This is a genomic window from Cupriavidus malaysiensis, from assembly GCF_001854325.1.
Lineage (GTDB): Bacteria > Pseudomonadota > Gammaproteobacteria > Burkholderiales > Burkholderiaceae > Cupriavidus > Cupriavidus malaysiensis.
On sequence record NZ_CP017755.1, the window covers coordinates 486,079 to 499,586 of the forward strand.

17 protein-coding genes and 3 pseudogenes are annotated in these 13,508 nt (G+C 63.7%); 6 read left to right on the forward strand and 14 right to left on the reverse strand.

Features of this window, described 5'->3' with window-relative positions; translation table 11 throughout:
- Nucleotides 1–10 precede the first annotated feature (10 nt).
- Together BKK80_RS36565 and BKK80_RS38015 are read left to right on the forward strand one after the other, a co-directional pair.
- Nucleotides 11–679: a hypothetical protein gene (locus tag BKK80_RS36565; protein ID WP_157903300.1), complete on the forward strand. Its 669-nt coding sequence runs from the start codon at nt 11–13 to the stop codon at nt 677–679.
- A 118-nt stretch (nt 680–797) separates the two neighbouring features.
- Nucleotides 798–1,007: pseudogene (locus tag BKK80_RS38015) on the forward strand (DUF3141 domain-containing protein); the annotation flags it as partial.
- A 491-nt stretch (nt 1,008–1,498) separates the two neighbouring features.
- On the opposite strand, the gene BKK80_RS22100 reads toward BKK80_RS38015, so the two are convergent.
- The 3 genes and pseudogenes from BKK80_RS22100 to BKK80_RS35735 form a co-directional block, all read right to left on the reverse strand.
- Nucleotides 1,499–2,035, reverse strand: a complete 537-nt coding sequence (locus tag BKK80_RS22100; RefSeq protein ID WP_071019698.1) for a hypothetical protein — start codon at nt 2,033–2,035, stop codon at nt 1,499–1,501.
- Nucleotides 2,036–2,534: 499 nt separating this feature from the next.
- Nucleotides 2,535–2,998, reverse strand: a pseudogene (locus tag BKK80_RS22105) (DDE-type integrase/transposase/recombinase); the annotation flags it as partial.
- A 53-nt stretch (nt 2,999–3,051) separates the two neighbouring features.
- Complete coding sequence (locus BKK80_RS35735; RefSeq protein WP_157903301.1) at nt 3,052–3,384, reverse strand: type IV toxin-antitoxin system AbiEi family antitoxin domain-containing protein; 333 nt, start codon at nt 3,382–3,384, stop codon at nt 3,052–3,054.
- A gap of 130 nt (nt 3,385–3,514) precedes the next feature.
- On the opposite strand from BKK80_RS35735, the gene BKK80_RS22115 reads away from it, so the two are divergent.
- A complete protein-coding gene (locus tag BKK80_RS22115) occupies nt 3,515–3,778 on the forward strand; it encodes a hypothetical protein (RefSeq protein ID WP_071071290.1) in 264 nt (87 codons plus the stop codon).
- Nucleotides 3,779–3,809: 31 nt separating this feature from the next.
- On the opposite strand, the gene BKK80_RS22120 is transcribed toward BKK80_RS22115, so the two are convergent.
- The 3 genes and pseudogenes from BKK80_RS22120 to BKK80_RS37520 form a co-directional block, all read right to left on the reverse strand.
- On the reverse strand, nt 3,810–4,139 hold the full coding sequence (locus tag BKK80_RS22120) for an XRE family transcriptional regulator (RefSeq protein WP_071017011.1): 330 nt from the start codon (nt 4,137–4,139) through the stop codon (nt 3,810–3,812).
- Nucleotides 4,132–4,497 carry a type II toxin-antitoxin system RelE/ParE family toxin gene (locus BKK80_RS22125; RefSeq protein WP_071071292.1) on the reverse strand — a complete coding sequence of 122 codons (366 nt, stop codon included), beginning with the start codon at nt 4,495–4,497 and terminating at the stop codon, nt 4,132–4,134. Before BKK80_RS22125 ends, BKK80_RS22120 begins: the two co-directional genes overlap by 8 nt.
- Before the next feature lie 283 nt (nt 4,498–4,780).
- A pseudogene (locus BKK80_RS37520) lies at nt 4,781–5,051 on the reverse strand (ISNCY family transposase); the annotation flags it as partial.
- A gap of 20 nt (nt 5,052–5,071) precedes the next feature.
- On the opposite strand from BKK80_RS37520, the gene BKK80_RS36570 reads away from it, so the two are divergent.
- Complete coding sequence (locus tag BKK80_RS36570; RefSeq protein WP_231908265.1) at nt 5,072–5,194, forward strand: SDR family oxidoreductase; 123 nt, start codon at nt 5,072–5,074, stop codon at nt 5,192–5,194.
- A gap of 241 nt (nt 5,195–5,435) precedes the next feature.
- Here the strand turns inward: BKK80_RS36570 and BKK80_RS35745 are convergent, their stop codons facing one another.
- From BKK80_RS35745 to BKK80_RS22140, 4 genes are all read right to left on the reverse strand, one after another.
- Nucleotides 5,436–5,810 carry a hypothetical protein gene (locus BKK80_RS35745; RefSeq protein WP_083384286.1) on the reverse strand — a complete coding sequence of 125 codons (375 nt, stop codon included), beginning with the start codon at nt 5,808–5,810 and terminating at the stop codon, nt 5,436–5,438.
- 163 nt (nt 5,811–5,973) lie between these two features.
- A complete protein-coding gene (locus BKK80_RS22130) occupies nt 5,974–6,210 on the reverse strand; it encodes a hypothetical protein (RefSeq protein ID WP_071071294.1) in 237 nt (78 codons plus the stop codon).
- Nucleotides 6,211–6,297: 87 nt separating this feature from the next.
- A complete protein-coding gene (locus BKK80_RS22135; RefSeq protein ID WP_071071296.1) occupies nt 6,298–6,576 on the reverse strand; it encodes a hypothetical protein in 279 nt (92 codons plus the stop codon).
- Nucleotides 6,577–6,996: 420 nt separating this feature from the next.
- Nucleotides 6,997–7,248 carry a DUF1488 family protein gene (locus BKK80_RS22140; RefSeq protein WP_071017003.1) on the reverse strand — a complete coding sequence of 84 codons (252 nt, stop codon included), beginning with the start codon at nt 7,246–7,248 and terminating at the stop codon, nt 6,997–6,999.
- 210 nt (nt 7,249–7,458) lie between these two features.
- On the opposite strand from BKK80_RS22140, the gene BKK80_RS37110 reads away from it, so the two are divergent.
- On the forward strand, nt 7,459–7,596 hold the full coding sequence (locus BKK80_RS37110; RefSeq protein WP_167366693.1) for a hypothetical protein: 138 nt from the start codon (nt 7,459–7,461) through the stop codon (nt 7,594–7,596).
- Between the two features lie 125 nt (nt 7,597–7,721).
- Nucleotides 7,722–8,039: a hypothetical protein gene (locus BKK80_RS22145; RefSeq protein WP_071037351.1), complete on the forward strand. Its 318-nt coding sequence runs from the start codon at nt 7,722–7,724 to the stop codon at nt 8,037–8,039.
- Between the two features lie 207 nt (nt 8,040–8,246).
- Here BKK80_RS22145 and BKK80_RS22150 read toward each other — a convergent pair whose 3' ends face one another.
- The 4 genes from BKK80_RS22150 to BKK80_RS22165 all read right to left on the reverse strand — a co-directional run bounded on the left by BKK80_RS22150 (nt 8,247) and on the right by BKK80_RS22165 (nt 13,312).
- Nucleotides 8,247–8,456 carry a cold-shock protein gene (locus tag BKK80_RS22150; RefSeq protein ID WP_071016999.1) on the reverse strand — a complete coding sequence of 70 codons (210 nt, stop codon included), beginning with the start codon at nt 8,454–8,456 and terminating at the stop codon, nt 8,247–8,249.
- 240 nt (nt 8,457–8,696) lie between these two features.
- Nucleotides 8,697–11,483, reverse strand: coding sequence for a hybrid sensor histidine kinase/response regulator (locus tag BKK80_RS22155; protein WP_236903916.1), 2,787 nt, complete (start codon nt 11,481–11,483; stop codon nt 8,697–8,699).
- Nucleotides 11,480–12,259: a response regulator transcription factor gene (locus BKK80_RS22160; protein ID WP_071071298.1), complete on the reverse strand. Its 780-nt coding sequence runs from the start codon at nt 12,257–12,259 to the stop codon at nt 11,480–11,482. Before BKK80_RS22160 ends, BKK80_RS22155 begins: the two co-directional genes overlap by 4 nt.
- A 267-nt stretch (nt 12,260–12,526) precedes the next feature.
- A complete protein-coding gene (locus BKK80_RS22165) occupies nt 12,527–13,312 on the reverse strand; it encodes a response regulator transcription factor (RefSeq protein WP_083384716.1) in 786 nt (261 codons plus the stop codon).
- Nucleotides 13,313–13,508: the final 196 nt, after the last annotated feature.

A 13,508-nucleotide genomic window follows, 5' to 3' on the forward strand; every position in this document is an offset into this window, starting at 1 on the left:
GCAGAGTTACATGGCCGAGAATACAGAACGCCACGTGGCCAGGTCATCGGGGAACGGAAGTGCCCGACGTCTGCCGGCGCATGCGAGGCATGCAAAAAAGCTCAGCCGGCTAGTTTTTCCAAGTTTCCTCGAATTTCTGGCGACGCGGGCGGACCAGGCAATTTATCCCTTCGTGGTCGGTGGGCTGGCCTTCGTCGCAACGCTCAGTATGTGTGTCCCCGTGGCCCCCCTGGTAACGGCTTCGGTGCTGCTTAGCGCGCGGCGATGGAAGGCCCTCGCGTTGTGCGCCGCTGTCGGCAGCGGGGCTGCGGCGCTCGTGCTCTATGTGGTCTTCCACCATCTCGGCTGGGAGAAATTGCTTGGCTATCTCCCCGAACTCACACGCTCGGCCAGATGGGTGCAGATTGCAGCCTATACGGAGGACTATGGGCTCCTTGCATTGGTGGCAATCGCGGCGTCACCTCTGCCGCAAACACCGGCGCTCGTCTTCGTCGCGCTGGCAGAACTCTCTCCGCTGGCCGTGTTCGGCAGCATTCTCGGCGGAAAACTTGCGAAGTACGGTGTGGTTGCTTGGCTTGCCGCTCGCGCCAGAGACCCTCTGCAGGGTGAAATAGTAGAAATGATGACGTCAATGGGAAGGAATAAGGTGCCACATGGCCGAAGACACGATTCGACGTAAGGGACGCCCGGCGCGCTCCTCCTCAGTTACTGTATCTTCTGAGATGCAGATGACCTCGCCCTTCACTGCTGAGACGCCGCATACGGCAATTGCGAGCGATATGGTCAACCGGTGGTGGGACTATGCGGCTGACGTTGCTCAGCACTGGACGCTCTTCGTCGACGTCCTGATGCAACGTGCCAACAATATGCTGGCGCACGAAGAGGCCGGTCTTCCGCCATTGCTGCATTTCGATTACGAAATGTTGCTCGATGGCAGAACGTTTGAGCGACCAGCCAACTATGCCTTGCTCCGCATCACTCGCTGTGGCACGGACCACCCGGAGGAGCGCGTACGTTCGCGCTTGCCGCAACGCCATGGGGCGCGGAGTGGCTGAAGTGGGCACATCCCATGCGCTGGACCTGCTATGCCTGGTCTGAGCGGTTCCAGCCCTGGCTTTCACCAATCGCAGCTATGGCGGACGAAGCAAGGTCGGCCCGCGTGGAATCGACGGAAGTGAACCAGTGGCGTTCTCGGCTCGTTGACGGCTGCCAGGGCGGAAGCGGGCAGCGCGAAGGCGATGGCAAGAGCCGTCCCTCTGCATGTCTGCCCGAGTTTCATTGGACAACCCCTCTGCTGGACAGAAGGGAGAGCTTCCATGACAGACCCCTCATCGAACGCCACAGCAGGAGCATGAGAACAACACGCGTGACAAAACGAAACACGGGCAAGCAACAACAACTATCTGGCTGCGGACTACAGTTTATCGAATGTCAGGCGGACCTCGAAGTGCCGCATCTAGCCTTCGCCCCGCCAACGGACCGGAGCTGTATGCCTCGGTTACTTGCCCATCATCCCACCCGGGCCCATCCCAGTGCCGGGACCCATGCCGCCGCCCATCATGCCTTGATTGTCCATCATCATTGGCATCACTTCCTGCATAAAGGCCATGTGCTGGCCCATCATGTCGTGACACATTTGCATCTGGGCCGGCGTGGCTTGGCCTTTTCCCTTGCTTGGACCAGCCATTCCCATTCCCATCATGTCCTTTTGCATGATGGACATGGCGTCCTGCATGACTTTGTTGCGTTCGGCCATTAGTGCCTGACGCTCTTCCGGTGTATTGGCTCGCGACAGCCGCTCGCGGATAGCACGAAGGTGGGCGACCTGTGCGTCGAGGTCAGCGTTTCCCGTGGCTTGGGGAGCAGCCGCCGGGGCGGCTGCCGGTGCGGGCTTCTTAACCGGCTTTTTGGCTTCCTCCTTCGGGTGGTGCTGCTCGTGCTCCGCGTCCGTCGATGGCGAGGCGGAGAAGACCGCAGGCGCCCAGGCAAGAGTGGCGGCGGCGAGGAGGATGGGAAGGCGGCGGATGTGGACCATGCTAAAGCTCCTCATGTCTAAGGAAGACAATTTACTATGGACTATGCGCCACGTGTGTGCCACCAAATTGACAGGAATCAACCAAAATCCTGCGTTCGACCGCTGGGCAACCGAGAGCATTTGGGACGACCGAGCTATCTCTTGTTGATTTGCACTGAATCCTGACCCACCCCCGGCAGGTTTTTGCATCGAATGTTGACTCACGTATAGAACACTTGCCCGCTTGGGAACGAGCGGGAGTTCGGAGTGATCGACGTGGCCATACTGAGCATCATTCGACGCTGGCATCTTCGCGACCAGATCCCGCTGCGCGAGATCGCCAGACGCCATGGCCTCGTCATCCACGGTGCAGCAGAACGTAGGCGGTATGGCCGCTCTCCCAGCCACTACTGCCGTTCGGCTTGGGTACGCCGAACGGCAGAGACGGGTCGGTAGCCGTCCTTCGGCATCGGGCGGGCCCGGCGTCCGCTATTGGGCAGCAAGCGGCCAATTAGGGCAGGGGCGTGCCTGCCTGAATCAACTTCAGGGTGACGCCGTTCGCATACGCCCACTGATCGAACGCGCGGCTCGTAAACTCGGGTCCCTGGTCCGTTCGCACCGCCTTGGGATAGCCACGGAAGCGAGCGGCACGGTTCAATGCCCGAGCGACATACAAGCCTGAGATGCCGTGGTCGACGACTTGTCGACAGCCTCTTTCGTGAAATCGTCGACGATGGCCAGGCACTTCAGGCGCCGGCCGTTGGCGAGCGCATCCATCACGAAATCGATGAGTCACACCTCGTTGGGTGCATTCGGCAAGGCCCGCTGTTCGCGCTCGATCATTACGCCATAGCGTCTACGACGGCGCCGTACAGCCAGCCCCGCCGCAAGGTACAGGCGATAAACGCGCTTGTGATTGGCGCGCCAAGTGTAGAACGACGCGTCACTGAACCCGTGCTTCCTGCACAGTTCCTTGACCAGCATACCGGCCTCGGCTTCCTTCAGAAACCCAGTGCTTTGCTCTTCCGTAAAGCGCTTCAGTCGATGCGCGGCCGCCAAGCCTTCGGATCAATCTCCATCCAGACCTTGGCGGGAATCTGGTCCGTCAGACCATAGAAGGCCAGTGCGGACGATAGGTAGACGACGCCGCCCGGGACGAGCTTGGACGCCAAGGCTAGGGAATGCTGGCTGTCGAGCTGCGAATCGGAAAGCTGGTAGACACCTCTGCCCACACGCATGACAGCACCGTCGCGCTCAAGCCGGGAGAGAGTTGATGGCGTGATTCCGGCATTGCGAAGCTCGCTGGCACGCAGAAGGCCTGCGGCACGAAGCTGCGCAATGGCACGTTCACGCTGCGAGGGAGAAGGCATCTGGTACAAAACCTAGGGTGATACTCAACACAACGGAGGAACGAGCATGCTGTCAAACTCAAGTTCTTGGCGGTCCGCCCGCGCGGTCTCATGCGGCGGCCCTCGCAGGCAAACTATTGCGGCGGTTGTCGTGCTCGGCATCGTGGCGACGGCGATCGTCGCAGGGACAACGACAGAAGGGCACGGCCCGAGCGTCGTCGCTGATGTGCTCGGCTGGCTCGAGCGATGGCGGGGCGCCCTCGCGCTGGCCGGCTGTGCGCTCGCCATCTGGGCAGCTCTCGTGCGCGGCAGCCTGGCTACTTTCCTGGGCGGCATTGCCCTCGCCGGTGTACCTACCGGGACTGGCGACTTGGCGAAAGCTGTTGCGCAGCGCCCGGCGGCGCAGAATTGGTGAAGGGACGTAGGGGCAGGGTGGTAGGAACTGCCTAGTCTACTTGCGCGGTATCGCCGATCTCTGCAAAGTTGGAGATCCGCACGGCGCCATCTGGGAAGCGCGCCACAATCTCAAGTTCGCCGCCCATGGCACGGATGTGGCTGCGCAGCGTTGAGATATACATGTCGGTACGCTGCTCCATCTTGGCGATACTTGGCTGCTTAACATGCAGCACCGAGGCCAGGGCCTCCTGCGACAGACCGCGTGCACGACGCAGCTCGCTCAACGCCATTTCAGCTACCAGGCGCTGGGCCTTCGCATCAGCCCGAGCCCGGGACTCAGGCGCCATCGTGGCCCGCAGCTCCGAAAATTTCTTAGCCATCGTTTTGACCCTCCTGCTTTAGTTCGGCCAGATGCGCGTCATAGAGTGCATCGGCGCGCGGAACATTTTCGTCATACCACCTGTCGTTGCCCGTCTTGTCCCCTCCCAATAGGAGAATTGCCGCGCGGCGCGGGTCGAAAGCGTACAACACTCGGTACGGCCTCCCCTCATGCTGTATGCGAAGCTCCCGTATATGCCCATGCCGAGAGCCATTGATCCCGCTCGAGTGCGGATGTCGAAGGTTCGGTCCGAAATGCTCCAGCAACGAGACCGAGGCGGCAACGGACTCCTGCTCCGCTTCGGAGAGGTCCTCCCACCAGTCGCCAAAGATTGATGTGTACTCTACGTCCCATCCCATGCATCGAATATAGCTCCCAGACTATATTCCGTCAAGGGAATGTCGCTGCCCAAACGCATTGGTCTACGAATCTGAAGTGCAACACCTTGCCATACGGTAAGGTGGCTAGATGCCCCTTGATGTAGGGTGTTGCCACGTCGCGACAAGATGCGCAAAGCCATGAAGCCCGATGTCATTTCATGCGCCAGGCGCGGAGGTCAAGTGCATTCCGGCGCCGGCGAGCGACCTGTTTCCTGCAGATATCACCTGGCGATGCGCAATGAATCTATTTCCACGCCAGCGCGATCACGGCGCACGCCGGTGCCCGTTCCTCGAACCGGGGGCGATCGCTACCATCGATCTGCACTAGGTCGCCCAGACGGGCCCGTCGGGTACGCGACTGGTGGACCTTGGGCGGGCGTAGCTTCGGTGGAACCCAGAAGCCAGCATCGCTCATGATGCGGCGTGCGCAACCTGCGCGATATCTCGATGCCATGGCGCTCGCGCAGCTTCTCGCAAGCCAGCGTCGGGCCGAAGTCGGCGTAGCTATCGCGGAGCAGACCGCGAAGCGCTCTACGCCGCGAGCGGGGCGGCCCTGCCGGTCGGGCGTGTCGGCGAGGCGGAGGAGCTCGCGCTGGCTTACGTCTATCTGATGACCAATCCCTATGTCACGGGGCAGACCATTATCGTGGACGGCGGTGGCGTGCAGGCCGGATAGCTATGCCATCGATTGATCGCTGGCAATGGGGCGGTCTGAGCCGCTCCCGAACCGCCGGGCTTGCAAGCGGCCGGGTTCGGCCGTGGATTCAGCGGCCCGATCGACTCCGTCCCCCATCTTGTCGACAGATTCGGGCGCTGGCAGAAGACCCCGCACGGCGGCTACCCGCGTACCGCGCTGCGGAAGGCGGCTGACAGCTCGGCCAGTGCGTCAGCCGTCCGGCCGGCCATCGCGCATCGTTCTAGCCGGGCCAGCGCCGCCGTGGTTGCTTTGCGCTAGCGCCGGTCCCCACGGGCCTGAGCTCGCCCTCCCAGGGCAATGCTTCCGGATCCAGCAGATGCTCTCCCTCGTTGGCCTTGTCAAAGAGACGATCTCGCATGACTTGGCCGATCGCGATTCGACAAAGCACTTCCGAGGTTTGGTCGATCGCCGGTTGTTGATTGCTATTGGCGCCTCGAACAGTAAAAGAACGCCTTCCCGCGCCGACAAAGCTGGTGAACTGGATACCCTCGGCATGCGTGCTGTCGCGGTAACTGACCGACACGTGATAGGCAAGGCCCTTGCCATCGGCGATCAATGTGCAGAGAAAACTGGATGGCGAGCTTGCACTGTGCATGACTGGAGCCGGTTGGTGAACTTCGATAGAGCCGCAGGTGGATGAAGGACGCTCAGATCCTCTCAGATCCGTTAAGTGCTCGTGTCTGCCTTGAGCGTGACACGGTGCGTTGCCAGTACCATGCGATGCGCGCCAACGCGTTCGTGAAGCTGCAGGATTCGATTCAGAATTCGTCGACACCTAGGATCTGATCAATAAGCGCCCGTCCGGCGAGCTCGCCCACCAAGTGCACCCAGCGGCGTGAAAACGGAGAGCCGAACACCTTGAGGGGTGTGCCGTAGACTGCTTCACGGGCTTCAATCGGCCCCTTGATCTGGAACCACGTATCAAACATCCCCTCGGGGGTCTCCAGCAGGTCAAGGCGTATCGCAAAGCCCCTGTACTCTACGGTGCATTGCATACTCATCTCCTTGTCGTTCCGGCACGCTTCGCAAGATGGAGCCCAAGATCGGAGGAGTGATGTCGTAGAGGGTTGGAGGCAAGGCAATCATACCCACCTGAAGTCCGGCATCAGGTCGTTGTGCTCGTCGATCACTGCACCGCCCCGTTCGTGAATCCACTGCTTCGTGGATTCCTTGAGATTCGAGTCGCAACCGGCAATCATCCGCAGCTGGCCTGGTTCAATCAGCAGCGTGGCAGCCCGATGCCATTGCGTTGCTGCCAGGCCTATGAATCCGAATCTGTGATGGCTTCCCTCCGACAACGCATCGACCTGCTGGTCATGCATCAGGCGTGTAGCGGGCAGGCTCCGGTATGTGGTCGTCATTCAACGGCCGGCTTTCGTGGTGACGGAGGCTGCGAGCGCGCAGAAGTCGCCGAGTGGCGTCGTGCATGGAATTTCCAGGAATCCCCGTAAGTGACTTTTGCAGTCGCCAATCCTCAGACGTCGTCGAGGGGGACAGCCCGGAAACGAAAGGCAGGCGGACCCGAGACCTTCAGGTTTCAGGAGCGCTCTGGTTACGAGTATAGAGGTCCATTGCCTCCCGACCTATCTCCCTTACAAAGTGGCTTTGCAAGCGGTGCACCATGTACTTGCGTGCAAGCGACCCTGGGAGCCACCTCATTGTGCCGTCGGTTGCCAACCGGAAGGCCCTCCGATGGAACGGCACCCGTGGGACACGAGACATCCCGATGGTGAATCCGGCAGTTGCGCCTCCCCCCCCGCAGCTTCGCCGGCAGGCCGCCCCTACGAAATGGTGTACGTGTTGCGCATTCCTGGTGTGTAGATATCTCTTGCCATTGTCAGTATCGGGTCGCGATAGCGATCGAACGTGTCCAGAAAGGCGGTCTCTTCGAAGGCAGCCCCATGACTCAGGAGCGAAAGAACAGTGTCAGTGACCTGGAAAGCGACCTCGCGCGCACCGTCGTAGCCCCAGAAGCAAACACAGTGCCGCGAGGCGTCGTAGCTGCGGCTGGGATTCGGGAAGTTCAGTGCCATGGTGGGCTCCTGTTGTCCGGTGACGCCGAGCGTTTCCTTGCTCGCTGGCGTGCGCGGCGCCAGTTCCAGTATGCGCCCGTTTCCCTCCAGCCCGATTTCTCTCCGTTGCGTTAGCCACTCGCGCCGCAGGAAAGTTTTCTCCCTTTGCCGGAGACTAAGCGCGTATGCTGGGATTGCCAATCCGGCAAGCCAGTCTTCAGGAGCACCGCCATGGCCAAGAGTCAACTACGTGGCAACCGCGAACCCAAGAAGCCCAGGCAACCCAAGAAGCCGTCCGTGCCGGCCACCCCGTTCAGCAGCATTCAATCCCGCGTCGCCAACGAGGGTGTCGCCAAGAAGAAGACGTGAGTCAGCCTGGCGAAAAGCACGCACGCGGCACAGCGACCACTCGCAACGCGCGACATGGGCCGCAGGGAATCACTATCTCTACATGGAAAGACATTGAAAGCGCAGACCGCTTCGGGAGGCGCATCATGATTCATCACAACACGGACCCTACGTTCCGAGGGCTTCCGCTCACCGCCGAGCAAGACTCGGAAATCCGTCACTATCTGAACCGGAGGGCCAGGCTGGGCAAGCCATGGAATACGCCAGAACTCCGCGCGATGCTTGAGGACATGCTGTTACCACCAGGTACCGAGGAAGACGGTCAGAGCGATGTCCCCCCCGAGACACAGGCCGCAGCGGAACGCGCAACCGCGTTCGTCGACGAGGCCATGGAGCCAATCGAGGCGTACGAGGAATGGCACGCCGCGATGGAAGCCGAGGGCATGAAAGGGAATGCGCACTGAGGTGCGGTCGCATGCAGGTGTGCAGTCCAAGCCAGTATCCTGCCAAATAGAGATGGCGTGCGTCTTGGCGAGCGGCATCTTATGCGCGACGCCGCTTCCGCTGCTTCTTTGTCGGCGCCTGGACGTTCATAAGGAGTGCGCGCCAACCGGCCTGCAAAAAAGCCCCGCAGATGGCGGGGCTCCTCTCACAGCACAGCGCAGCAACACTTAGATCGGCTCGATCTTCGTTGCCGCCGGCCCTTTCTGGCCTACGCCAACCACATACCGGACCTTCTGGCCTTCCTGGAGCGACTTGAAGCCGCTGCCTTGTCCTTGGATTTCCGAGAAGTGCGCGAACAGGTCATCGCCGCCAGCATCGGGCGTAATAAAGCCGAAGCCCTTGGCATCATTGAACCACTTGACAGTGCCGGTTTCCATGTCTGGATTCCTCCTGAAGACCCGCCAGGCAAGGGCGCCGGCGGAGCGCGAAGATCAAGGAAGAAACAAGGAAAGGCTTGAAGCGTGTTACGCAACCAGTACTTCAAAGTCGCTGCTTGAAGATCTTGCTTGATGTCTTGTACGCGCGTACAAGGGATGTGTCAACAAGCCAATGCGCTAGCCAATGCGCTGTACCGCAGATCCCTCATGCCCCAGGGAGCATGGTCCCGGAAGCCGCCGCTACGGCGCCACGCCGGCCGCCGGCACGCTCCCGCTGAACATCGCTTGCAGCTCGTCCAGTTCGCCGCGCTTGGCCAGCTGCCTGACCTTCATCACGTAGGGCGCGCACGCGGGGTCCAGCGCCGCGGCTTTGTCCGTCCAGTCGAGCAGGTCGGAGATGGCGCCGAGCTCGGCCAGCATGCGCGCCTCGTCCAGCAGGCTCTTCGAGGGTAGCTTCAGCATCTCGACGTCGATTGCCGTGGAGATCGTGAGCTGGTCGGCGCGGGGCAGGTTCAGCAGGGTGGCGATGGTGTTGCGCAGGTCGGCGAGACTGACCGGCTTCTGCAGCGAGGCATCGAAGTGTTCGTCGTCCCTGGACTGGTGAGCCGGCACCGCTGACATCATGATCACCGGCACGCCCGGGTGCCGCTCCCGCGCCGCGTGCAGGACCGCTTGTCCGGAAGCGCCCGGCATCAGCAGGTCCGTCACCACCAGCGAGAGCGGCGCGCCATCGGCGGACGACAGCCGATGCACGGCCGCAGCGCCGTCGCCGTACACCTCGACGTCGAAGTCCAGGCTCAGCAGGTCGTCGCGCAGCAGCTCGCGGATTTCGGCGGTGTCTTCGGCCACCAGCACGCGGTGGCCGCGGCCATCGATCTGCGGCAGGGCAGCGGCCGGCTCATGCATGCGCAGGCTGCTGATCGCCGCTTCGTCCATCTCGTTGACGAGCAGTTCCATGACGACGGTGGTTCCCGTGCCCGGCACGCTGTCGAGGTGCAGCGTGCCGCCCATGCGCGTGGTCCAGAGCTTGACGATGGAGAGGCCGAGGCCGATCCCCGGCCGGTGGTCGTCCTCCAGCGCGCGCACGAACGGCTCGAACACGCGCGCCTGGTCGGCGGCGGCGATGCCGCAGCCGCTGTCGGCGATGGCGAAGCACAGGTTCCAGCGGCGCGGCGCCGCCGCGTCCGCGCGGCCCGTGACGGTCAGGCGGATGGTGCCGTGCTCGGTGAACTTGGCGGCGTTGTCGAGCAGGTTGCCGAGCACCTGCTGCATGCGCCGGTCGTCGAGTTCGATCACGGGCGGCAGGTTGCCGGCGATCTCGACGGAGAAGGCATTGCCGCCGCGTGCCGCCAGCGCGGCGCCATGTTGCGCGACCGTGTCCAGCAAGGCATAGGTATAGACCGGCTGCGGCGACAGCGCGTCGGCGTCGCGCCCGTTGGCGTAGTCGATCAGGTCGTTGACCATGCCGAGCATATGCGTGGCGCTGCGGCGGATGATGCGTCCCCGTTCGGCATCCTCGCGGCCATCCGCCTGGATGAGGTCGGCGAAGCCGATGATCGACGTCAGCGGCGTGCGCAGGTCGTGGCTGATGCGCGCGAGGAAGTCGGTCTTGACGCGGACCGCGTCGTCCGCGCGGACCAGCGCTTCCCGCAGCTCGCGCGTGCGCGTGGTCACCGCCTGTTCGAGTTTCTCCCGGGTTGCCTCGCGCTCCGCCAGCAGCGCCTGCTGCGTACGCTTCTGCTTGAGGACCAGCTGGCGGGAGCGGCCGCCGATCACGAACGAGAGCAGCAGCAGCACACCGAGGCTGTCCCAGATCTGGGCGGTGCCGGCGCTCCACTCGGGCGAGATGAACCCGGCGACGGTCGCCAGGCGCAAGAACAGCGTGGTGCAATCCGGCAGGAAGGCAAGCAGGATCAGGCGCGCGTTGGGTATCCCGCGCCGGATCCCGTCGATAAAGGAGGCGACCCATACCAGGTTGCAGAGGAAGGTGCCTTGCACCGCGATCGACGCGCTGGTCCGGTAGTCGCCGAAGGCGGTCCAGGCCACGACGCCTGCATGCGCGGCGATCACCGCCAGGTAGATCCAGCGCCAGGCGCGCACGCGCTCGAAGCCCAGGAACCACAGCAGCAAGGCCGAGAACAGGGCGACGCTGGTACTGCCGGCCATGCTCGGCGAGCGCAGCACCCATTCCCCCCCTTGGGGCAGGAAGAGCGCGTACAGGAAGCCTTCGAAAGCCAGTTCGTAGACGACTTCGGCGAGGATGGTGGCCGTCAGCAGCACGAAGATGCGGTCGCGCCAGACCACCGCCAGGACCGCGGAGATGACGGCCATCGCCAGCATCGCGCCTGCCAGCAGCATGTGCACGATCGCTTCGCGCAATTGCGCGTCCTGGAATGCGCCCGGCTCCCATATCTGCAGCGACAGGAACAGGGCCGAGCGGCTCTGCACACGGACCAGGTACCGCATCTGCTCGCCCGGGGCGAGCGTGACCGGGAATGCGATCTGCGCGGACCCGATAGGCCGTGCCGCCAGCGGCGCGCCGATGCCGGAGCGGTAGCGTTTCACGGCCGCGGTGCCGGCCTCATCGACCACGTAGAAGGCGACGTCTTCGAGCCGTACCGGATCGAGCGCCAGCCAGCGCGTGACGGGCTGCCTGCCACGGTTGACGAAGGTGCCGCCTATCCACACGGCCGAGCGGGTAAAGCCGCGTGACAGCGTGCGCGGCGTCACCGCTTGCCAGTCCGGCTGGCGCAGCACCGCGGCGGCATCCAGGCTGTGCGAGGGATCATCGAACAGCATGAGCTCCGTCGCCAGCGGGCGCTGCGCATCGATCGGGGCGATATCGACCGCCTGCGGCCACGGTACCTTGCCTGCCGCCAGCGCCTGGTGTGGGCCGAGCATCGTGAACAAAGCGAACAAAGCGAACAGCGCGAGCATCGCGAACGACGCGAACGACGCGAACGACGGTCGCAGCAGGCACAGCAGGCGCGACAGCCGGCCGCCGGCGCGGAAGCGGGGCAGGATCACGGAGTTCCCCGCGCGGCGCCCTGGCGGTCGCGCGCGTTCCGCATGTCGGTCGGCGAGATGCCGAAGCGCGCCTTGAAGGCGGTCGCGAAGTTCGCGCCGCTCGTATAGCCGACCCGCATGGCGATCGTCGCAATATCGCTATCGCTTTCGAACAGCAAGCGCTTCGACTCCCGCAAACGCTCTTCGCGCACGTAATCGAACACCGTCAAGCCGGTGCAGCGCTTCATGGCCAGCGACAGCCGCCGTGCCGACGTGCTGGTCTGGCGCGCCAGCGCTTCCACATCGGGCACATCGACGAAGTTCGCCAGCACGATGGCCCGCACCTGGCGGCAGAGGGCGACGTCGAAGCTGCTGGCCTCGGTGCCCGGCGCGGTGATGTCGGCCGCCGGCGCGGGCGTGCTCGGTTCGACCTCGAGCGTCAGGTGGATGGCGACGCGCAGGCGCACCTCATCGAAGTGGAAAGGCTTCGTGATGTAGTCGATCGCGCCCGCCTCGAGCCCGGCGACGCGTTCTTCCGGATGCCCGGACGCCGTCAGGAAGATGACCGGGATATCGCGCGTGGCCGGGTCCTCCTTCAGCTGCCGGCAGGCGCTCATGCCGTCGCAGCGCGGCATCGCGATGTCCATCAGGATCAGGTCGGGCCGGCTGGCACGCGCTTTGTTCACGCCATCCAGGCCGTCGCTCGCCATGTACACGCGAAAACCCTGCTGCCCGAGAAAATCGGCAAGCAGGCTGCGATCACTGGGCTGGTCATCGACGACGAGGATACGGGTCATGGCGCAGGGGGAGGGGCAATGGACGAATGGCGGACGCGAGGGCGAGGCGCCGCCGGCAGGCCGTTGCCGGCACGGCGGAAGACAGCGCGAGCCGGCGGCGACCGGTGCAAAAACATGGCCGTCGCCCCCTCCCTTCGGGTGGGGCGGCGGGCATGGGCTCGGTACGATACCGGAATGCCGGCCGGGCCTGCAGCGCTGCCGCCGCGTGCCCGGAAAAAAGATCGTCCGAGAAACAAGATCGACCGATTCGCAAAGCTCGCCGCACGGTCAGTTCCGCACCGCCTCGACAGCGGCGGCCTCGACATATTGCTGGCGGGATTCGTTCGGTGACATGCCGAAGCGCCGGCGATAAGCCGTCGAGAAGTTCTGCCGGGTCGTGTACCCGGTGGCGCTGGCGACTGCCTGGATGTCGATGGTGGTGCGGGTCAGCAGGCTGGCGGCATACTGCATGCGCGCCTCGAAGAGGAAATCCAGGACCGTCACGCCCGCGCAGCGCTTGAACGCCAAGTTCAGGCGCAAGGCGTTCGTGCTGAGCGCGCTCGCCAGGGACGGCAGCGCCGGCGTCTCGTGGAGCCGCGACAGCAGATGGCGGCGCGCATCGCGGAACAGGTGCGCATCGAGTGCGCTGCTGCCCGCCGTGCCGGTGTCCGCGCCGGCATCCCGGTTGGGATCGGCCTCCCGGCCGTGGCGGCCCGCCCGCGCATGGATGCTCAGGCGCAGCGACACTTCTTTCAGCTCGAAGGGCTTGACGATGTAATCGATCGCGCCCGACTGAAGACCCTGGACCCGCTCGGCCGGCCGCCCCGCCGCGGTCAGGAAGATGATCGGGATCGCGCGCGTGTCGGGTGCCGATTTCAGCAGCCGCGACGCCGTCAGGCCGTCGCAGACCGGCATGCCGACATCCAGCAGGATCAGGTCGGGAAGAATCGCCAGCGCCTTCCTGAAGCCATCGTGCCCGTCCTCGGCGAGATAGACGCGGCTGCCCTTGGCGCCGAGATACTCCGCCAGCAGCCGGCGATCGTCGGGATTGTCGTCGACGACCAGGATGCGCAGCCCCACAAGAGCGTCGCAGCGCGCCTGTGCAACAGCGTTAGACATGGCAACTCCCGTGTTCGGTCTGGGTTCAGGGTGGGGGAAAGATGCCCGCCGGGGAGGCGGAATACCGCCCTGCGGCGTTGGCCGGTTCAGGGTGGTATTTGGCGACAACCTGGGTTATCGGCCGGATTTGGACCACCTTGAGGGGTGGTCG